Source organism: Psychroserpens sp. AS72, from assembly GCF_038900375.1.
Classification (GTDB): Bacteria; Bacteroidota; Bacteroidia; order Flavobacteriales; family Flavobacteriaceae; genus Psychroserpens.
In genome coordinates this window covers 103,210-123,086 of record NZ_JBBMRC010000003.1, presented here as the reverse complement: position 1 = coordinate 123,086, position 19,877 = coordinate 103,210, and the positions used below count along the sequence as shown (strand labels likewise).

At 31.2% G+C, this 19,877-nt stretch carries 17 protein-coding genes; 12 read left to right on the top strand and 5 right to left on the bottom strand.

Annotated features, from left to right (window positions below):
* Positions 1 to 4: 4 nt before the first annotated feature.
* The 10 genes from WNY78_RS06765 to WNY78_RS06720 all read left to right on the top strand — a co-directional run bounded on the left by WNY78_RS06765 (position 5) and on the right by WNY78_RS06720 (position 10,100).
* The gene (locus WNY78_RS06765; protein WP_342872439.1) at positions 5 to 547 is read left to right on the top strand and encodes a hypothetical protein; all 543 of its coding nucleotides are present in this window, start codon (positions 5 to 7) and stop codon (positions 545 to 547) included.
* A gap of 286 nt (positions 548 to 833) precedes the next feature.
* Positions 834 to 1,691, top strand: coding sequence for an ATP phosphoribosyltransferase (gene hisG / locus WNY78_RS06760; RefSeq protein WP_342872438.1), 858 nt, complete (start codon positions 834 to 836; stop codon positions 1,689 to 1,691).
* Entirely contained in the window at positions 1,691 to 2,974 is a 1,284-nt protein-coding gene (hisD, locus tag WNY78_RS06755) for a histidinol dehydrogenase (RefSeq protein WP_342872437.1), read from the top strand. The genes hisG and hisD overlap by 1 nt, the downstream gene beginning before the upstream one ends.
* Before the next feature lie 78 nt (positions 2,975 to 3,052).
* Positions 3,053 to 4,099, top strand: a complete 1,047-nt coding sequence (hisC, locus tag WNY78_RS06750) for a histidinol-phosphate transaminase (RefSeq protein ID WP_342872436.1) — start codon at positions 3,053 to 3,055, stop codon at positions 4,097 to 4,099.
* Positions 4,100 to 4,187: 88 nt separating this feature from the next.
* Entirely contained in the window at positions 4,188 to 5,321 is a 1,134-nt protein-coding gene (gene hisB, locus WNY78_RS06745; RefSeq protein WP_342872435.1) for a bifunctional histidinol-phosphatase/imidazoleglycerol-phosphate dehydratase HisB, read from the top strand.
* 97 nt (positions 5,322 to 5,418) lie between these two features.
* Positions 5,419 to 6,000 (top strand): imidazole glycerol phosphate synthase subunit HisH, encoded by a 582-nt coding sequence (gene hisH / locus WNY78_RS06740; RefSeq protein ID WP_342872434.1) that lies wholly within the window; start codon positions 5,419 to 5,421, stop codon positions 5,998 to 6,000.
* 8 nt (positions 6,001 to 6,008) lie between these two features.
* Entirely contained in the window at positions 6,009 to 6,725 is a 717-nt protein-coding gene (hisA, locus tag WNY78_RS06735) for a 1-(5-phosphoribosyl)-5-[(5-phosphoribosylamino)methylideneamino]imidazole-4-carboxamide isomerase (RefSeq protein WP_342872433.1), read from the top strand.
* Positions 6,726 to 6,728: 3 nt separating this feature from the next.
* Positions 6,729 to 7,484, top strand: a complete 756-nt coding sequence (gene hisF, locus WNY78_RS06730) for an imidazole glycerol phosphate synthase subunit HisF (RefSeq protein WP_342872432.1) — start codon at positions 6,729 to 6,731, stop codon at positions 7,482 to 7,484.
* A gap of 78 nt (positions 7,485 to 7,562) precedes the next feature.
* Positions 7,563 to 8,162 carry a bifunctional phosphoribosyl-AMP cyclohydrolase/phosphoribosyl-ATP diphosphatase HisIE gene (gene hisIE / locus WNY78_RS06725; protein WP_342872431.1) on the top strand — a complete coding sequence of 200 codons (600 nt, stop codon included), beginning with the start codon at positions 7,563 to 7,565 and terminating at the stop codon, positions 8,160 to 8,162.
* Positions 8,163 to 8,312: 150 nt separating this feature from the next.
* Entirely contained in the window at positions 8,313 to 10,100 is a 1,788-nt protein-coding gene (locus WNY78_RS06720; RefSeq protein ID WP_342872430.1) for a T9SS type A sorting domain-containing protein, read from the top strand.
* A gap of 139 nt (positions 10,101 to 10,239) precedes the next feature.
* On the opposite strand, the gene WNY78_RS06715 is transcribed toward WNY78_RS06720, so the two are convergent.
* Both WNY78_RS06715 and WNY78_RS06710 read right to left on the bottom strand, forming a co-directional pair.
* The gene (locus WNY78_RS06715) at positions 10,240 to 11,475 is read right to left on the bottom strand and encodes a hypothetical protein (protein WP_342872429.1); all 1,236 of its coding nucleotides are present in this window, start codon (positions 11,473 to 11,475) and stop codon (positions 10,240 to 10,242) included.
* Positions 11,476 to 11,571: 96 nt separating this feature from the next.
* Positions 11,572 to 12,369 carry a LytTR family transcriptional regulator DNA-binding domain-containing protein gene (locus WNY78_RS06710; RefSeq protein ID WP_342872428.1) on the bottom strand — a complete coding sequence of 266 codons (798 nt, stop codon included), beginning with the start codon at positions 12,367 to 12,369 and terminating at the stop codon, positions 11,572 to 11,574.
* A gap of 100 nt (positions 12,370 to 12,469) precedes the next feature.
* Between WNY78_RS06710 and WNY78_RS06705 the strand changes: the two genes are divergently transcribed.
* On the top strand, positions 12,470 to 13,252 hold the full coding sequence (locus tag WNY78_RS06705) for a tRNA pseudouridine synthase A (RefSeq protein ID WP_342872427.1): 783 nt from the start codon (positions 12,470 to 12,472) through the stop codon (positions 13,250 to 13,252).
* Between the two features lies 1 nt (position 13,253).
* Here the strand turns inward: WNY78_RS06705 and WNY78_RS06700 are convergent, their stop codons facing one another.
* The 3 genes from WNY78_RS06700 to tsaD all read right to left on the bottom strand — a co-directional run bounded on the left by WNY78_RS06700 (position 13,254) and on the right by tsaD (position 15,308).
* On the bottom strand, positions 13,254 to 13,844 hold the full coding sequence (locus tag WNY78_RS06700) for a hypothetical protein (protein ID WP_342872426.1): 591 nt from the start codon (positions 13,842 to 13,844) through the stop codon (positions 13,254 to 13,256).
* Positions 13,845 to 14,171, bottom strand: coding sequence for a TfoX/Sxy family protein (locus WNY78_RS06695; protein ID WP_342872425.1), 327 nt, complete (start codon positions 14,169 to 14,171; stop codon positions 13,845 to 13,847).
* Positions 14,172 to 14,285: 114 nt separating this feature from the next.
* Entirely contained in the window at positions 14,286 to 15,308 is a 1,023-nt protein-coding gene (gene tsaD / locus WNY78_RS06690; protein ID WP_342872424.1) for a tRNA (adenosine(37)-N6)-threonylcarbamoyltransferase complex transferase subunit TsaD, read from the bottom strand.
* Between the two features lie 106 nt (positions 15,309 to 15,414).
* Here tsaD and WNY78_RS06685 point away from each other — a divergent pair, with 106 nt between their 5' ends.
* Positions 15,415 to 19,821 carry a translocation/assembly module TamB domain-containing protein gene (locus WNY78_RS06685; protein ID WP_342872423.1) on the top strand — a complete coding sequence of 1,469 codons (4,407 nt, stop codon included), beginning with the start codon at positions 15,415 to 15,417 and terminating at the stop codon, positions 19,819 to 19,821.
* The last annotated feature ends 56 nt before the right edge of the window (positions 19,822 to 19,877 follow it).

Below are 19,877 nucleotides of genomic sequence, written 5' to 3'. Positions count from 1 at the left end.
AAAAGTGAGATTTTTTATAGTCTTCATATTAATTAGTTTCAATCTTGCTGCTCAAGAAAGTAGTAAATATCACTATAGTGATTTTGTAGAAGCATATTATGATAAGGCGAGTGAAAAACCTATCTATATTTATGATCGTGTTAATGGTAATATTATTGACACAATAAGTATTATCAAAAATGAAAATGCTTATTATAAAATAGCAATTTCAGATAGTGAATTTGGTTGGTTTAAACTAAAAAATATTCAAAGACTGCCTGAAGAACGACAAGACTATGGTCATGAAAATCGTTGGGTTAAATCAAAAAACTTCATTATTCATGTAGATAATTATGATGAAAATCATCAAATCTATTTATATGATTTGCCTTCAAAAAAATCTAACAGAATTCATAAACTTGAGGACTTTCAAATTACCTCTGTTGTGGAAATCAGTGATCTCTGGGCAAAAGTAAAATTTAAAGTAGGAAAAAAAGCAATTGAAGGATGGCTAGATTTCAAAGACCAATGTGCTTATCCTTGGACAACATGTCCAAAATATGATTAATCAATATTTTATAACTTAAATATTAATAATATCATAAATCATGTTTCAAGATTTGGAATTACGAATTTAAATTTGCAATCTTTGTTAAAACAACAAAACATATGAACTTTATTTCTTTACATCATCATTTTCATTTTATCGCTCAAGCGAGGTGAAAGTGTATTGAATAAATTCTAAATATATTTTAAAAACCCGTTTGATATTTCAGATGGGTTTTTTGTTTTCAAAAAGGTCATTCTTTGTATCAAGCACAAAACAAAAGATTCCCGCTTTCTCGGGAAATACTATGAATAAATTAAAAATTGCAGTACAAAAATCAGGACGACTTAATGAAGACTCCATGAAAATCCTAAAAGACATTGGGATTTCAATTGATAACGGCAAAGACCAACTTAAAGCGTCTGCCAAGAATTTTCCTTTAGAAGTATTTTATCTTAGAAATGGTGACATTCCTCAATATTTAAAAGATGGAGTTGTAGATGCAGCAATCATTGGAGAGAATGTTTTAGTAGAAAAAGGCAATGGTATTTCAGTAATTGAAAAGTTAGGTTTTTCATCTTGTAAGGTTTCTATAGCAGTACCTAAATCCGTAAAATATAACAGTATTAAAGACTTAGAAGGCAAAAGAATTGCAACCTCGTATCCAAATACAGTCAACCAATTCTTAGAGAAAAATAAGGTCAGTGCTAATTTACACATCATTAACGGATCAGTAGAAATTGCGCCCAATATTGGATTAGCAGATGCTATTGTTGATATCGTATCTAGTGGAAGTACACTCTTCAAAAACGGATTAAAAGAAGTTGAAGTACTGTTGAAATCGGAAGCAGTATTAGCAGTATCTCCTTTGATTTCTTCGGAAAATCAACAAACATTAAACAGATTGCAGTTTAGATTACAATCTGTATTACGAGGAAGACAAAGCAAATATGTGTTACTAAATGCACCAAATGATAAATTAGAAACTATCATAAATATTTTACCAGGAATGAACAGTCCAACAATATTGCCACTGGCAAAAGAAGGTTGGAGTTCGTTACACTCAGTGATTAATAAAAATGATTTTTGGGAAGTTATTGATGAACTTAAGCAAAATGGAGCAGAAGGTATTTTAGTTTGTCCAATTGAAAACATGGTATTATAATGATAACGATAATAAACCCAAACAAAAAAGATTGGTCAGAACTCCTCAAACGACCAACGCAAACCGTTGAAAATATTGAAAACACGGTTACCGAAATTTTTAACGATATTCAACGACAAGGCGATAAGGCAGTTTCAAAATACACCGAATTATTTGATGGAGCTCAATTAGAATCAATGATTGTTTCTTCAGCAGAAATTGAAAAGGCATCAAGTTTAGTGTCTTCAGAATTAAAACAAGCCATACAAACGGCAAAGCAAAATATTGAAATCTTTCATGCAGCTCAAAAAACAGAACGTGTTTCTGTTCAAACATCAAAAGGTATTGATTGTTGGCAAGAAAAACGTCCGATTCAAAAAGTAGGATTATATATTCCTGGCGGAACAGCACCATTATTCTCAACAGTTTTAATGTTGACAGTACCAGCAAATATTACAGGATGCAAAGAAATTGTATTATGCTCACCACCAAATGCAAAAGGTGAAATAGCTAATGAAATTTTATATACAGCACAATTGTGTGGTGTAACTAAAATCATAAAAGTTGGAGGCATTCAAGCTATAGCAGGATTAACGTTTGGCACAGAATCTATTCCGCAAGTTTATAAAATTTTCGGACCAGGAAATCAATACGTAACTGTTGCAAAACAATTAGCTACAAAATATGGAGTTGCTATAGATATACCAGCTGGTCCAAGTGAGCTTTTAGTTGTTGCAGACGATACCGCAATTGCGAGTTATGTTGCTTCAGATTTGTTAAGCCAGGCAGAACATGGTGCAGATAGCCAAGTGATTCTAGTGTCTACATCAAAAAATTTAATTGATAATGTTTCTTCGGAAATTGAACAGCAAATAAAACTATTGCCAAGAATGCAAATGGCTCAAAAAGCAATTGACAATTCTAAATTGATTTATGTTGAGAACGATGAAATCGCATTAGAGATGATAAATGAATATGCACCAGAGCATTTTATTATTTGCACAAAAAACGAAGATTTCTACGTCGATAATATTGCAAATGCAGGATCTGTATTTATTGGTAATTACACACCAGAAAGTGCTGGAGATTATGCTTCTGGAACCAATCATACGTTGCCTACCAACGGATTTAGTAAAGCGTATTCTGGAGTTAACTTAGACAGTTTTACTAAGAGTATTACATTTCAGAAAATAACAAAAGAAGGGATTCTAAATATTGGAAACACCATTGAATTAATGGCAGAAGCTGAAGGTTTACAAGCGCATAAAAATGCTGTGACTTTGAGGCTGAACGATTTGAAATAGAAACGTCATGCTGAACTTGTTTCAGCATCACACACGAATAACTTAATGAGACACTGAAATAAATTCAGTGTGACGACAATGAAAACAAAATTCAACATAAACAATCTCATTCGAGAAAACATCAAAACCCTAAAACCATATTCATCTGCAAGAGATGAATACAAAGAAGTTACAGATGATATGGTGTTTTTAGATGCGAATGAAAACCCGTTTCAAAATGGTGTGAATCGTTATCCTGATCCGCAACAGAATAAAGTAAAATCTCAGTTATCAAAACTAAAAGGTATTCCTACAGAAAATATCTTACTAGGAAACGGAAGCGATGAAGTATTAGATTTAATTTTTAGAGCATTTTGCGAACCAAATCAAGATAAGATTATCACATTGCCACCAACGTATGGGATGTATGGTGTTTTAGCAAATATTAATGCGGTAGAAAATATTGAAATAGAATTGAAATATGATTTTCAACCTAATATTGATGAAATTTTAAGAGTAGCACACACACATACTAAATTGTTGTTTTTATGCTCACCAAACAATCCTACAGCTAATAGTTTTGAGGCGTATAATATTGAGAAGCTAATTAAAAATTTCAACGGACTAGTAATAATTGACGAAGCTTATATTGATTTTTCAAAAGAAGATTCTTGGATCACTAGATTAGAGGAATTTCCTAATCTAATAGTGATACAAACTTTGTCAAAAGCGTATGGTATGGCGGGAATTCGTTTAGGCGTTTGTTATGCTTCCGCAGAAATAATTTCAGTTTTAAATAGAATTAAACCACCTTATAATGTTAATGAGTTAACGCAATTGAAAGCTTTGGAGCGATTATTTAAATCAAAAGAAGTTTCCGAAGAAATTCAAAAGATTATAGAACAACGTGATTGGCTCATTTCAGAATTAAAAAATATTGAGTTTGTTACTATAGTCCATCCGTCTGATGCTAACTTTATTTTGGCTGAAGTGGATGATGCTAACAAACGATATTCAGAATTGATTGACAAAGGCATTGTTGTACGAAATAGAACCAATCAACCACTTTGTAAAAACTGTTTACGATTTACAGTGGGTTCACAAATAGAAAACATAAAACTAGTTACTGCTTTAAAAGCGCTATAAAAGACTACGTCATTCTGAACTTGTTTCAGAATCACACAAATAATGAGATGCTGAAATAAATTCAGCATGACAATAAACCTAAATAACCATGAAAAGAGTACTATTCATAGATAGAGACGGAACCATCATCAAAGAACCAGCAGATGAACAAATCGATTCGTTTGAAAAGCTGGATTTCTATCCAAAAGTATTTACGTACTTAAGCAAAATAGCAAAAGAATTAGATTTTGAAATTGTCATGATTACAAATCAAGATGGTTTAGGTACAGATGTTTATCCAGAAAATACGTTCTGGCCAGTGCATAATTTTGTGCTAAAAACATTTGAAGCAGAAGGTGTAGTTTTTAAAGAACAGTTTATTGATAGAACCTTTGCAAAAGACAATGCACCAACTCGAAAACCGAATACAGGATTATTAACAAAGTATTTTTCTTCGGAATATGATTTGGTAAATTCCTTTGTTATTGGAGATCGATTAACAGATATTGAACTGGCAAAAAACTTAGGCGCAAAAGGGATTTTTATAAACGATAACACCAATTTAGGAACTGATGAAATTACAGTAAAACGTGAAGCACTAGATGATTTTATAGCATTAGAAAGCAACGATTGGGAAACGATTTACAAGTTTTTAAAAACAGATGCTAGAACAGGAACTATTGAAAGAAATACTAATGAAACAAAAATCAAAATAGATTTAAACCTCGACGGAACTGGTAAAAGCAACATTGATACTGGAATTGCTTTTTTTGATCATATGTTAGATCAAATTGCGCGTCATGGGCAATTAGATTTAAATCTCAAAGTAGATGGTGATTTAGAAGTAGATGAGCATCACACCATAGAAGATACAGCAATTGCTTTGGGAGAATTATTCGCAACCACATTAGGTAATAAATTAGGGATAGAACGTTACGGATTCTCATTGCCAATGGATGATTGCTTTGCGCAAGCTGCAATTGATTTTGGTGGAAGGAACTGGTTGGTGTGGGAAGCAGATTTTAAACGCGAAATGATTGGTAAAATGCCAACCGAAATGTTTTATCACTTTTTTAGATCATTTACAGATGGTGCAAAATGTAATTTGAATATAAAAGCAGAAGGCACCAATGAGCATCACAAAATAGAAGCCATTTTTAAAGCCTTTGCAAAAGCAATTAAAATGGCTGTAAAACGGGATGTTGAGAAAATGATTTTACCATCAACAAAAGGCATGTTATAATTTTTTGTCATTCAAAAGGAGGTACGACTGAAGAATCTATATTACAAGATGAGATTCTTCGCTTTGCTCTGAATGACAAAATCTAAAAAAAACTTTAATGAAACTAGTAATTATCGATTATGGAGCAGGTAACATAAAAAGTATTCAATTTGCTTTTAAAAGACTAGGTATTGATGCCATTTTATCAAATAATCCTGAGATCATTACATCTGCAGATCGTATCATTTTTCCTGGAGTTGGAGAAGCAAGTTCTGCAATGAAAATGCTTAGAAAAAGTAGATTAGATGAACTTATTCCGAAGTTAAAACAACCTGTTTTAGGGATATGCTTAGGAATGCAATTGATGTGTAATTCTAGTGAAGAAGGTAATACAACTGGTTTAGGGATTTTTAATGTTGATGTGAAGCGATTTTCAAATGCTGTTAAAGTGCCACATATGGGATGGAATACTGTAAATGGGTTAAAATCTAATTTATTTAAAAACATAAAGGAAGATGCTTTCATGTACCTTGTGCATAGTTTTTATGCGGAAATGTGCCAAGAAGCAATAGCATCAACTCATTATGAATTAGACTATGCTTCAGCATTACAAAAGGATAATTTTTATGGTGTGCAGTTTCACCCTGAAAAAAGTGGAGAAATAGGAGAGCAGCTTTTGAAGAACTTTATTAATATTTAAAATACAAAATGAGAATAATACCAGCAATAGATATCATTGACGGAAAATGTGTAAGACTCACAAAAGGAGATTATAGCACTAAAAAAGTATATAACGAAAATCCAATTGAAGTCGCTAAGGAGTTTGAAGGTGCAGGAATTCAATATTTACATGTAGTGGATTTGGATGGAGCTAAAGCAAAGCATATTGTCAATTATAAGGTTTTAGAACAAATAACCTCTAAAACGAATTTAAAGATTGATTTTGGAGGAGGTTTAAAATCTGATGAAGACTTACATATCGCTTTTAATTCTGGAGCAAAGCAAATTACAGGAGGAAGTATAGCTGTTAAAGATGCTGAACGTTTTGAAAGTTGGATTAATAAATATGGAGGCACTAAAATTATTTTAGGTGCAGATTGTAATAATGAAAAAATTGCTGTGAGTGGATGGCAAGAGGAGAGTAATTTGGAGGTTATTCCTTTTATTAAAAGTTATGAAAACAAAGGAATTAAATATGTGATTTGTACAGATATTGCTAAAGACGGTATGTTAGAAGGTCCATCATTTGATTTGTATAAACGCATTTTGAGTGCAACCAAAGACATCAAACTTATAGCTTCTGGAGGAGTGACGTCAATTGATGACCTTAATAAACTTGAAGACTTAGGTTGTGAAGCTGCTATTATTGGAAAAGCACTTTATGAAGGCCACATTAAATTAAGCGATTTAGGAACACGACTTTAAGGTATGCTGACAAAAAGAATTATTCCTTGTTTAGACATCAAAAACGGAAGAACCGTTAAAGGTGTTAATTTTGTTGATTTGCGTGATGCAGGTGATCCCGTAGAACTTGCAAAGCAATATGCAAAGTTAGGAGCAGATGAACTCGTGTTTTTAGATATTTCTGCAACATTAGAAGGTCGTAAAACCATGCATGATATGGTTTTAAAAGTGGCCGAACATGTTAATATTCCGTTTACTGTTGGTGGAGGAATTTCATCTATAGAAGATGTTGACGATTTATTAAAATGTGGAGCAGATAAGATTTCAATCAATTCAAGTGCTGTAAAGCGACCAGATTTAGTTAACGAATTGTCTAATAAATTTGGAAGTCAGTGTGTAGTTGTTGCCATAGATGCTAAGCAAATAAACAATGTATGGATGGTTCATTTGGCTGGAGGAACAATACCAACTAAGCTTAATTTGTTTGATTGGGCTAAAGAAGTTGAGCAAAGAGGCGCTGGAGAAATATTATTTACATCTATGAATAACGACGGAACAAAAGCTGGTTTTGCAAATGAAGCTTTAGCTAAACTTTCAGAAAGTGTAAATATTCCAATAATAGCTTCTGGAGGAGCAGGAACCGTTCAACATTTTGTGGATACATTTAAAGATGGAAAAGCAGATGCTGCTTTGGCTGCTAGTGTGTTTCATTTTGGAGAAATAGAAATTTTAGATTTAAAAAAAGAATTAAAAGAGAATAATATAGAGGTTAGATTATAAATAATGTCATTCAGAACAAAGTGAAAAATCTTTAAATAAGATTCTTAGTTTCATTCGGAATGACAATACTAAATGATTATGAATATAGATTACGCAAAAAATAACGGACTCGTACCAGCAATCATTCAAGACGCAACAACCAGTAAAGTGTTGATGTTAGGTTATATGAATGAAGAGGCTGTAAAGCAAACAGTAGAAACAAACTTAGTGACGTTTTTTAGTAGAACAAAACAACGCTTGTGGACCAAAGGTGAAGAAAGTGGAAATGTACTTAATCTTGTTGGAATCAAATTAGATTGTGATAGCGATACCCTTTTAATTCAAGTAAATCCTAAAGGTCCAACTTGCCATAAAGGTTCTGATACATGCTGGAATGAAGATAATGTTCAGAGCTTCGGATTTCTTTCAGAATTAGAAGCTGTAATAGAAGATAGAAAAAATAATGCTACTGAAGACACCTCTTATGTGGCTTCATTATTTACAAAAGGCATCAATAAAATAGCTCAAAAAGTAGGAGAGGAAGCTGTTGAAGTTGTCATCGAAGCTAAAGATAATGATGACAAATTATTTTTAGATGAAAGTGCAGATTTACTTTTTCACTACATGATTTTATTACAAGCCAAAGGTTTTAAACTTAATGATGTCGTAAATATTTTAAAAAAAAGAAATCATAAATAAAACCAAAACATGTATTTTGACGAATAAATATGCTTTTAAACGAATATATTTTTTTTTAATCGAATAAATAAAATTTTCTTTTGATTATTTCAGTGTTTTTCTAAGTTTGTTATAATTAACCGTTTAACTAAATTTTATAACCTCAAACTTATGAAAAATACAAAACCTACTTTGTTTTTCTTAGTTGCTTTTTTTATTTTAAATTTTTCTAAAGCACAAGAGAAATTTGGATTAGATATCCAAAAAAAGAACCAAACTGATGTCTCAGATTTTGTACCATTAAATCAAGACACAAAAAGAACATTTCAAAATTCTTCGAAAGAAAATCAAGAAAATGAAGAAGAGCTATCTAGAAGATTATTTCCAATTACCTTTAGTTTTGATGGTAGTTGGTCACCTTACAGTCCAATTGGTTTAGCAACTTCAATTGATTCAATAATTTTAGAATCTGGAAGTATCAATATTACTAGTAATACAATTTGTAACAATTTAGTTGTAAATCCTGGTGCTTCTGTAACAATTGATGCAGGTGTAACCTTAACTTCTGATGTTATAGATTTAAAGTCTACATCTCAACTTTACTCTAGTTTAATTTTAAATGGAACAGCTATAGGTGTTGTAAATTATCATAGATTTACATCTCAAATTGGTACAAATGATTTAATCTCATCTCCCGTTTCAACTCAATTGTTTGAATCATTTGCTCTACTAAATGATAGTAATTTAGCTGCTTCTGGATTTATAAGAGCTTTTGCTCCTTACAATACTACAACAGGAGCTTATGAAAACTACAATACTCAAACAAATGCATTAACTTTAATCGAATCAGGAATGGGATACAGAGCTGCAACCACTGATGGTAGTCCTTTGGTATTTACAGGTCTTGTAAGAACTGATGATGTATTAGATATACCAATTTCTGATGCTGCAGCTGGTGATGGATGGAATTTAATTGGTAATCCATATCCATCTTATATTGATTTTAATTCATTTTTTACACTAAACAAAATGCAATTAGATAACGAGTCAACTCAAGCTATTTATGGATATGATGGTGATGCTTCTGATGGATGGACTGTTTGGAATCAAGCTACAATAGATTCACCAGCTCAGACTGAATTACTAGCTCCAGGTCAAGCGTTTTTTGTAAAAGCAAAATCTGGTGGTGGACTTATAGACTTTACTACTGCTATGCGTTGTGCTGGTTCATCTGACGATTTTATTGCAGGAAGAAGGACAGATTCGCCACATTTTGGACATTTGAAAATAGGTTTAACCTCTAGTAATTCAAATTCTAGTACAGATATTTATTTCAATACTAATGCAAGTGGTGATTTTGATTCTGGTTATGATGCAGGTATTTTTGGTGAACCATCTTCGTTTTCAATATATTCTCAATTGATTAATAATGGTACAACAATTCCATTAGCTATTCAATCATTGAATCCTGAAACTATGTTCAACATAATCGTACCTTTAGGAGTTAATGCTTCACAAGGACAAGAAATAACATTTAGTATTCTTGAAAATGATATGCTAGATGATATAAAAGTATATTTAGCAGACACGTATAATAATACTGTTACGTTGTTAACAGATAGTGATTATATTTTAACACCTACTATCAATTTATCTGGTGTAGGGCGTTTTTATCTTAGCTTTAGTTCTGATACGCTTAATGTAACAGAGTCTAGTTTAGAAACCTTAGATATTTTTACAAACGATAATGAAAATACGATTGTAATTTCTGGTCAATTACAAAATGGTTCTGAAGTTGAATTATTTGATACTAATGGTCGTGTAGTACTTTCAAACAGTTTAAAAACTAATTCTATGGTACACACAATCGATGTTAGTATGTTAAGTGCTGGTATTTATATTATAGAATTAAATAATAATTTAAACGAAAGACGCGTACAAAAGCTAGTAATAAAGTGATAATACATTAATTAAATCACCAAACAAATAAATTATAAAGTCAAAAAATAAGCCATCACAATATATGTGATGGCTTTTTCTAATGATGAATAAATAGAAAGCTTAATCGTGCATAAGAACCACTTAAAACATAATTATTTTATTGAGCATCATTTGCAATAATTTCTAAAGTTTGTTCCATCCAGTCTTTATTAAAATCTAATGGTATTTCTGGTGCAATACCTTTTCCTTCGTATTCAATAAATTTGTGAAAATTCATATCTGTAGGAGTCATATTAAAATAACCTGAAGGTGTATCATAATTATAACCATAATTCATTCCGTAGGCAATAATACCTCTTGTTGTTTGCCCTAAATGTTTTGAATTTTTAATTTGACGCAATTTTAAGGTAAATTGTTCTCCGTTACTTCCTGCAAAACAATTGGTTAAAATATAAACGTTTTTATTTTTTAATAGTTTTACGTAAGAATCTGAAAATTTTTCGTTGCCACCACTGTTGCTTCTAAGGTCTACAATTACATTTTCGGTAGTGAGTTTATTTTCAACTTCTTTATAAAATGATTGATGTTTTTTCTTATTACTATTACTAAAAGTTCCCAAATAAATATACTGAGTATTGTCATTTATGGTTTTAAATTCCCAATTAGATTGCTCTTTAATTGGCAGCTCATAATTAAACGAATTACCTTCTTTTTTATAAGACCAAAGTCGGCCGTTTTCTAAAGAGATACTTTTTACAAAGCCAGGTTTTCTGGTGTCTGTATCATAATAATAGAGATTATATTTTTGATTACTTGTATGTGTAGCCATAAATTTAATCTGTCCAACTTCCCAATGTTTTAATGAGTTTTCTAATAAAACACCAATGAGCATTGTTTTATCTTCGGAATAGTAAACTCCTACTTTCTGAAATTCGCCATACCTGTATATTCCTTCTATGGCATCAATAGGCTCAGCTTCTAATCTTTGTTTTAGCACATCAAGATTAAGATTAACTTTTGGATGATTTTTAAACTCTTCAGTAAGTTTAAATGCTTTTAATTTTAAGCTATCTTTTAATATCTCATTTGATAGAATAGCATTTTTATAACCCAAACTAAAATGGACATCATTAACCAAAAGTGTTTGTTCTAATAATAATTTATAACAGTCTTCAAAAGGTAAGGGTTGTTTCATTTGTGACACTAAATTTTGATAAGTGTTTTCAAAATCATCTTTTTTATCACCTTTTATTTGTTTTTTAAAGGATGGCATTTTTCTCATTTTCTCGACTATAAAGTCTAAATCTGTTTTACAATCACAAGTTTTAGATTGTGAAAAAACGGATGTAATAGTGAATAAAATTACGAGGCTAATTGTGATTAAATTTCTCATGATAATTGATTTTAATATGATTAAACTTTCTGAAACAAAGATATTTCAGAAATCACATGTAATTCAATTATAATGGTTGTTTGGGGTGAAATGTATCTATTCTGTGGTAGAATGAAGTTGTGCTTTTACGTCTTCTAAGTATGTTTTTGAAATTGGTATTTCAATGTTTTGAGCAAGTGATAAAAAATGTTTTCCTTTTTCAGTATTCCAGGATTGAAAATGAAACGGATTGATAATAAAACTACGATGCGTTCTCAGTAATTCTGGGAATGCGTTTGCTACTTTTGATAATGTATTTCTAATCAAACTTTTTTTAAGCATAGTTCCGTCGAGATAAAAAACTTCCACATAATTATCAGATGATTGAATACAAATCAAATCATTCAGTAATAAGCGCAAACTTTCATAATTACCTTCACCTTGAATTTCAATTTTTTGTTCCTCTAGTTTCTTGTTCTTATATTTTCCGAAGCCATAACGACCAACAATCAAAATAGGCAAAATGGTCAACAATGCTGGTAATATAATGGATGTTAAATGATACCATAAGTCATAACGATTGGGATGCCAATCAACAATAATTTGCAGATAGTAGAGACGAATGACGAGAATAGAAATGATGCAAAAAACTAATAAAAGTGTTATTTCACTCAAAAGTGTCCATTGCGACGAATTTCTTTTCAATAACCATTTCTGAAATGGTAAAACTACAATGTATAAGAGTGCTCCTAGAATTCCGTAGCCAGGTAAAAAGCTGAGTTTCTCTGTTGTGTTTAAATCACTAACATCAAGTGGCTCTGTGAAATATAAAAATACAAAAATCCAGATGGCTAAACCCAAAGCAATGAGCAAGTGATGTTTTAAAGAAGGATCAAAAGGGTATTTTTTTAGCACAAGCAAATTTTATGCTTAAAAATAGAACTTCAATTAGAATTACCAATAACAATGCGTTTAAATATTTTGTAAAAACTCATAAAATAGCGTTCTTGCTTCCATGTTTAATAAGCGCTATTATTATTTAATAAAAATTCAGTATTTGGGATATCGTTTTCATGGTTGGCAAAAGCAGCCAAAGTTAAAAACGGTTCATTTAATGATTGATAGAACATTTAATTTTATTTTAGACGGAAAGCCATTTAAGACTCTTGGATCTGGTCGTACAGATGCCATGGTGTCTGCAAACGAAACTGCTTTTGAGTTGTTTGTTTACGAAAAAATTGAAGATGAAACTGCTTTTTTAGCGTTGTTTAATCATAATCTTCCACAAGATTTACGCGCTTTAGCAATTGAAGAAGTTGATGCAGAGTTTAACATCATTCAGCATTCCAAAATTAAAGAGTATGTGTATTTATTTACCTTCGGAAATAAATGCCATCCCTTCTGTGCGCCTTTAATGACAACCATTCTTGATGATTTAGATATTGAGATTATGAAACAAGGTGCGCAATTATTTGAAGGTACTCATAATTTTAAACCCTATTGTTTTAGAGCTACAGATCAAGGTTTGTATAGAAGAACAATTGAAAGTTGCGTACTTACCGAAAACACATTATTTACAGCAAATTTTTTTCCGAAGAATACATACACACTTATTATAAAGGGAAAAGGTTTTGGTCGTAATCAAATACGACTCATGATGGGAACACTTATAAAATTGGGTAGAGGAGACGTAGACTTAGCTTATATTGAAAACTCATTAAAACCAGAAAGCACAGAGGTTATGGATTTTGTGGCTCCAGCTTCTGGGTTGATTTTGAATTCGGTGGAGTTTGAGTAAACTATTTAAATTTTGGTTCTTTTCTAATTACCCAACTAATAAAAACTAGAGCGTTAAATAAAATTCCAAATTTAAAAACGTATAAAATTAAACTCAGAATTATATTACTATTAAAGCTATAATCACTTGGTAAATAATCTCTGTGATATGATGTAGTAATTATTATAAATTTTTCTAAAATTGCTCCAGAACACAGTAACATAATTAATGCAAAAAAAATAATTAGTGCAACATAGCGCATTTTGGAAACCATTTTTTTGATCCAAAATAATTGAAGTAATCCACAAAAAACAATTGGTCTTAAAAGCTTCATCCAATATGCCCAAGCATAAGGTCCTGTTGCTCTTTCTGAAAAGATTTCAAATTCTTTTGAAGAATAATAGATGCTTAATGAAATAGTATAAATTACAAAATAAAAGATTGCTAAATTTTTAGCTACTAGAACTGAGTATTTAATAAATGTTTGTAGTTCGTTCTTTTTATAGAAAATATAGACGATTAATGCTAATAAAGTGATAATGCAAAACCCAAAAAACAATCCTTCTAAAAATTGGCTTATTGCAGTAATAATTCTGTAAAATTCAGTTTCCATTTACAATTTGCTTTTAGCATGTTGGAGACCTAGCTCGATGTAGTGGAGCAATTCAGTTTTAGTTTTTATACCATTTTGAGAGACATAAACAAACTCTTTCATTGGTCGTTTAGTAAAATCCATTGGTCTGACGTTGTCTTTTTCTAATTCGGTTTCTATGGTTTCTGATAGGATTCTCACCATCAAATCTTCTTTTACAATACCAACAGTCATTTTTCCTTTGTACAGAAAACAGATACCTCCAAACATTTTCTTTTCAGTAAAATCATCTGGAAAGAACTTGAGTTGTTCTCTTATTCTATTTGCGAGCTGTTCGTTGAATGCCATTTTTAATAAATTAGTATGAATTGTATACGAGTAAGCCTTGTGACTCTGCGTCTTTGCGAAAATAAAAGACCACAAGTAAGAACTTTAAACTGCGTCTGCGACTGCAAACTAACCTTAAATTTTCAACCTACTCGAAGCCATCACATTATGCGCTGCATAATTGCCTTCTAAAAACTTCAAATGTCCAACAATAGCAATCATAGCTGCATTATCTGTTGTGTATTCAAATTTTGGTACATAAGTTGTCCAACCAAATTTTTGTTCACCATCTTTTAAAGCTTGTCTAATTCCTGAGTTTGCCGAAACTCCTCCGCCAATCGCAATATGTTTGATGCCAGTTTGTTTTGTGGCTAATTTCAGCTTGTCAATTAAAATACCAATAATTGTATATTGAATAGAAGCACAGATGTCATTAAGATGTTCTTCAATGAAATTCGGATTCAGTTTCACTTGTTTCTGAACAAAGTATAGTATCGCAGTTTTTAATCCGGAGAAACTAAAATTGAGTCCAGTAACTTTCGGCTTCGTAAAAGCAAACGCTTTTGGGTTACCTAATTTTGCACGTCTATCAATTTCTGGACCAGCAGGATAACCTAAGCCTAAAAGTTTTCCACTTTTATCAAAAGCTTCACCAACAGCATCATCAATGGTTTCACCAATAACATCCATGTCGAAATAGGATTCTACTTTTACTATTTGCGTATGTCCACCAGAAATCGTCATTGCTAAAAATGGAAAAGGCGGTTTTTTAAAATCATCTTCTTCAATAAAATGTGCCAAAATATGCGCTTGCATATGATTGACATCTATTAAAGGAATATCTAGCCCAAATGCTAATGATTTTGCAAATGAAGTACCAACCAATAGTGAACCCATCAAACCTGGACCACGAGTAAAAGCAATAGCACTCAATTGTGATTTACTAATATTTGCTTTTTTAAGTGCCTGATCTACAACAGGTACAATATTTTGTTGATGCGCTCTAGAAGCTAGTTCTGGTACGACTCCACCATACTCTTCATGGATTTTTTGACTAGCAACAATGTTACTTAAAATTTTACCGTTAAGCATTACAGCAGCAGCAGTATCATCACAGGATGACTCAATAGCAAGAATATATATATTTTGTGAAGTCATTAATACAAATTAGGCACAATAATTGTTAATTTTGAGGTCAAAGTTATAACTTTCAAAGCGTATCAAAAAATTCCTGAAAATAGTATCAAAGATTTTAGCAATTATTTTGCTATTATTCATCATTTTGGTGTTGGTGCTTTCTATACCTGCAGTTCAAACTAGTTTGGGGAAATATGTGACCAAACGTATTAATGGTGACTATGGTACTAATATAAATATTGGAAAAGTCGGACTTCAATTTAATGGTGATGTAGAACTTAAAGAAGTTTATGTTGAAGATTACAAAAAAGATACGCTAATCGCGATTGACGAGTTGAATACTTCAATTCTTAACTACGGAAACATTATTGATGGCACTTTAAACTTTGGTGATATTGATATTATGAATTTAACTTTCAATGTCAAAACCTATAAAGGCGAATCAGATACCAATCTCGATATTTTTGTTGCCAAATTTGATGAAGATAATCCAAGGCCAGAGAAGAGTACATTTTTATTATCCTCAAGTGATGTATCAATTTATGATGGTACATTTAGACTTATTGATGAAAACAAAGAAACACAAAAAGTACTCGAGTTTTACGACTTAAATATTAACGCTACAAACTTCGTTATTGCAGGCAGTGATGTTGATGCTCGTATCAATACACTAAACTTTAAAGATAGTCGTGGTGCTTATGTAAAGAATCTAGTCACCAATTTTGAGTACACTCCAGAGCATATGATTTTTAATGATTTGAGTATTAAAACTGAAAAATCTAATCTCCTCGGAAATTTGCGTTTTGATTACAATCGTGAGGATTTTGGTGATTTTGAAAACAAAGTAAAAGTCACAGCTAAATTTAGAAACTCTGAAGTATATCTTAACGATTTAAATACGTTTTATAATGAATTTGGTGAAAATCAAATGGCAACATTAGATGTAGATCTTTCAGGAACATTAAATGATTTAACTGCCAATAATTTAAAACTTAATGCTAGTGGAAGAAGTAAAATCTATGGAGATATTACTTTTAAAAACTTATTGAGTACAGAAGAAGGTGATTTTTCAATGAATGGTCGTTTTGATAACCTGTCTTCTAATTATTATGATTTAAGAGCCTTGTTGCCAAATATTCTTGGCGAATCAATACCATCAGTATTTTCAAAGCTTGGTGATTTTAGAATTACGGGAACTTCATATATCACTGATACAACTATAGATGCAGATTTAAAAATTAATACCAATTTGGGATTGATTGTGTCTGATATGAAGATGACTCATGTGGATGATATTGACAACGCAAGTTATGTTGGTAATGTTGTTTTTGATGAGTTTGATTTAGGAGAATTACTTAATGATCCAAATGTTAAAACAACATCTTTTAATCTAGATGTAGATGGTAAGGGGTTTACTTTAGATAATTTGAGCACTCAAGTTAAAGGTCAAATTTTTCATATAGAATATAACAATTACAATTATCAAGATGTTGAAGTGTCTGGGAAATTAGGAAATCAAATTTTTAACGGTCTTTTAGAATCAAAGGATGAAAACTTCAAGTTTAAGTTTGATGGTTTAGCCGATTTATCAAAAGATATCAAAGCATTTGATTTTAATGCTAATGTAGAATATGCCAATTTAAGAGCGCTTAATTTTATTACAAAAGATAGTATTTCGATATTTAGAGGAAAAGTAACCACTTCAATGAAAGGCTCAACTATTGATGATGCTTTTGGAACATTGAATTTTGAAAACACAACCTACATCAATGAAAATGATGAGTACTTTTTTAAGGATTTTAAAATAGAATCTAAATTTGATAATGACAAACGAATTCTAACCATCAATTCTCCAGATATTATTGAAGGTACAATGAGTGGTAATTTCATGTTTGCAGATATTGGTAAACTTGTTGAGAATTCTGTAGGTAGTATTTATACAAATTTTATTCCGAATAAAATTGAGACCGATCAATACCTAGAGTTTGATTTTAAAATCTACAATAAAATTGTAGAAGTCTTTTATCACGAATTAGAATTAGGTCCTAACACTAGAGTAAAAGGAAGAATCGAAACCGATGAGAAACAATTTAACCTCACGTTTAATTCACCACAAATAAAGCTTCTAGATTATTTTGCGAATGACATTTCAATATTAATAGATAATAGCAACCCACTATTTAACACCTATGTTGAGATTGATACGCTGAGTACAAAGTATTATGATGTATCAAAATTTAGTTTAATTAATGTCACACAACGTGATACTTTATTCATTAAATCTGAATTTAAAGGAGGTCAACAAAATGTTGATGATTTCAACCTTAATATGTTTTATACTATTGATGAAAGTAATAAGTCTGTAATTGGCTTTAGAAAATCTGAAGTGGTTTTTAAGGAGAATAAATGGGTCATTAACGAAGACAAAAACAAACTCAATAAAATCACTTTTACTCGAGACTTCAAAAACTTTGATATTAGTGAAATGGTGATGAATCATTTTAATGAACGCATAGAATTATCAGGACAAATTGCTGGTGATGATTTCAAAGATTTAAAACTAGATTTTACCGATGTTGATTTAACTAAAATAACACCTAGAATTGATAGCTTATCATTATCTGGTCGTGTCAATGGAAAGTTAGATGTCCTACAAAAAGATGGTGTGTACTTACCAAACTCTAATGTTATTATTAGTGATTTAAAAGCTAATGATTATGAGTTAGGAGAGCTTACAGCACTTGTAAAAGGGAACAATTCTCTTACCAATTATACAGTTGATGTTACTCTTAAAAATGATAACCTCAAATCTTTAGATGCTAAAGGTGTAATAGATGTTGATGCAAATCTCATTAATTTGGATGTGAAGTTTGAAGAGTTTTTATTAGATCCTCTTGATCCATTTGGTGAAGGTGTCATTACCAATATAAGAGGTTTAGTTACTGGATCAGCAAAAGTAACAGGGAAATTAGATGACCCTCAATTTAATGGTGATTTATTATTAGATAACGCAGGATTAACAATACCATATCTAAATGTAGATTATAGTTTTGATTTTGATTCTCAAGTAAAGTTAGAATCGCAACGTTTTATATTTCAAGAGGTAGAAATCACAGATTCAGAATATTTTTCTAAAGCAATTTTGAATGGTTATATCGCTCATCAAAACTTCTCAGATTGGCAGTTAGGTTTAGAAATCGACACAGAACGATTATTAGTATTAAATACAGATTCTACAGGTGAAGAAGAAGAATTATATTACGGAACAGCTTTCGTAAACGGTAAAGCAGAAATCTCTGGACCAACAGATAACCTTAAAATAGAGTTTAACGGAAGTACAGCTCAAGGCACGATATTTAAAATACCTTTAAGTGATTTAGAGAGCTATGGTGATAATTCATACATACATTTTTTAAGTCCAGAAGAAAAAGATGCGCGTTTAAGAGGAGAAGTTGTCAATAATACGGAAGTTAAAGGATTAGAATTAGAGTTTAACCTTTTCGTAAATCCTTATGCAGATATCGAAATTGTAATAGATAAAAGCTCAGGGAGTACCATTCAAGGTAAAGGAAATGGAAACTTACTGTTTGATATCAATACCAACGGAAAATTTCAAATGTTTGGAGATTTTCAAATTGTAGAAGGAACTTATAATTTTGCTTATGGTGGCTTAATACAGAAGAAATTGACAGTTAAGCCAAATGGTTATATTCGTTGGGAAGGTGACCCTTTAAAAGCATTAGTTGGTTTAACAGCGGTTTATGAAACGCGAGCAAACCCATCAGTATTATTAGATGCACCAATAAATAGAAGTATAGATGTAGAAGTAGAAATTAACCTCTCTGGACAATTAGAGCAACCAGATCCCGATTTTACATTTAATTTCCCAAATGTAGAATCTAATATTAAATCTGAGTTAGAATACAGATTAGAAACTAAGGAAAGTAGAGAAAATCAAGCCTTGTTTTTATTGTCAACAGGAGCATTTGCTAGTGAAGTAAGTTTAGGTCAACAAGCTTATGGAACAATTTCTGATCGTGTTAATTCTTTGTTTAATAGTTTTTTAGGTGATGATGATGGTAAACTTCAAGTTAACTTTAACTATGAAGCTGGACAAGTTACCACAGACTACCAAACTAATGACCAGATAGGTTTAACTTTAAGTACAAAAATTAGTGATCGTGTCCTTATTAATGGTAAAGTTGGTGTACCAATTGGAGGTGTTAATCAAACCGTCATTGCTGGTGATGTTCAAATTGATGTACTATTAAATGATGATGGAACTTTGAAAGCAACATTTTTTAATAGAGAAAATAGTATTAGAAACTTTGGAGAAGAAATCGGTTATACTCAAGGTGCTGGTTTAACTTACAATGTAGAGTTTGATACGTTCAAAGAATTGTTGCAAATTATCTTTTCAGGAAAAAATAAAAAAGAAGAAAAGCCAAAAGAAGAAGAAAAGAAAGATGACGACGATAAAATGACTCCAGATTTCATAAATCTCAACACAAAAAAAGGCTCAAAAGGCAATTAAATATCTCGTTTTTTAACAATTTTAATAATACTTATTAACGAAAACGTTTGAATTAT

Coding starts and splice junctions, on each gene's coding strand:
- hisB (WP_342872435.1), top strand. CDS start 4,188: ATGAAAAGAGTACTATTCATAGATAGAGACGGAACCATCATCAAAGAA.
- hisF (WP_342872432.1), top strand. CDS start 6,729: ATGCTGACAAAAAGAATTATTCCTTGTTTAGACATCAAAAACGGAAGA.
- WNY78_RS06720 (WP_342872430.1), top strand. CDS start 8,313: ATGAAAAATACAAAACCTACTTTGTTTTTCTTAGTTGCTTTTTTTATT.
- hisC (WP_342872436.1), top strand. CDS start 3,053: ATGAAAACAAAATTCAACATAAACAATCTCATTCGAGAAAACATCAAA.
- hisD (WP_342872437.1), top strand. CDS start 1,691: ATGATAACGATAATAAACCCAAACAAAAAAGATTGGTCAGAACTCCTC.
- WNY78_RS06705 (WP_342872427.1), top strand. CDS start 12,470: ATGTTTAATAAGCGCTATTATTATTTAATAAAAATTCAGTATTTGGGA.
- tsaD (WP_342872424.1), bottom strand. CDS start 15,308: ATGACTTCACAAAATATATATATTCTTGCTATTGAGTCATCCTGTGAT.
- WNY78_RS06700 (WP_342872426.1), bottom strand. CDS start 13,844: ATGGAAACTGAATTTTACAGAATTATTACTGCAATAAGCCAATTTTTA.
- hisG (WP_342872438.1), top strand. CDS start 834: ATGAATAAATTAAAAATTGCAGTACAAAAATCAGGACGACTTAATGAA.
- hisIE (WP_342872431.1), top strand. CDS start 7,563: ATGAATATAGATTACGCAAAAAATAACGGACTCGTACCAGCAATCATT.
- hisH (WP_342872434.1), top strand. CDS start 5,419: ATGAAACTAGTAATTATCGATTATGGAGCAGGTAACATAAAAAGTATT.
- WNY78_RS06715 (WP_342872429.1), bottom strand. CDS start 11,475: ATGAGAAATTTAATCACAATTAGCCTCGTAATTTTATTCACTATTACA.
- WNY78_RS06695 (WP_342872425.1), bottom strand. CDS start 14,171: ATGGCATTCAACGAACAGCTCGCAAATAGAATAAGAGAACAACTCAAG.
- hisA (WP_342872433.1), top strand. CDS start 6,009: ATGAGAATAATACCAGCAATAGATATCATTGACGGAAAATGTGTAAGA.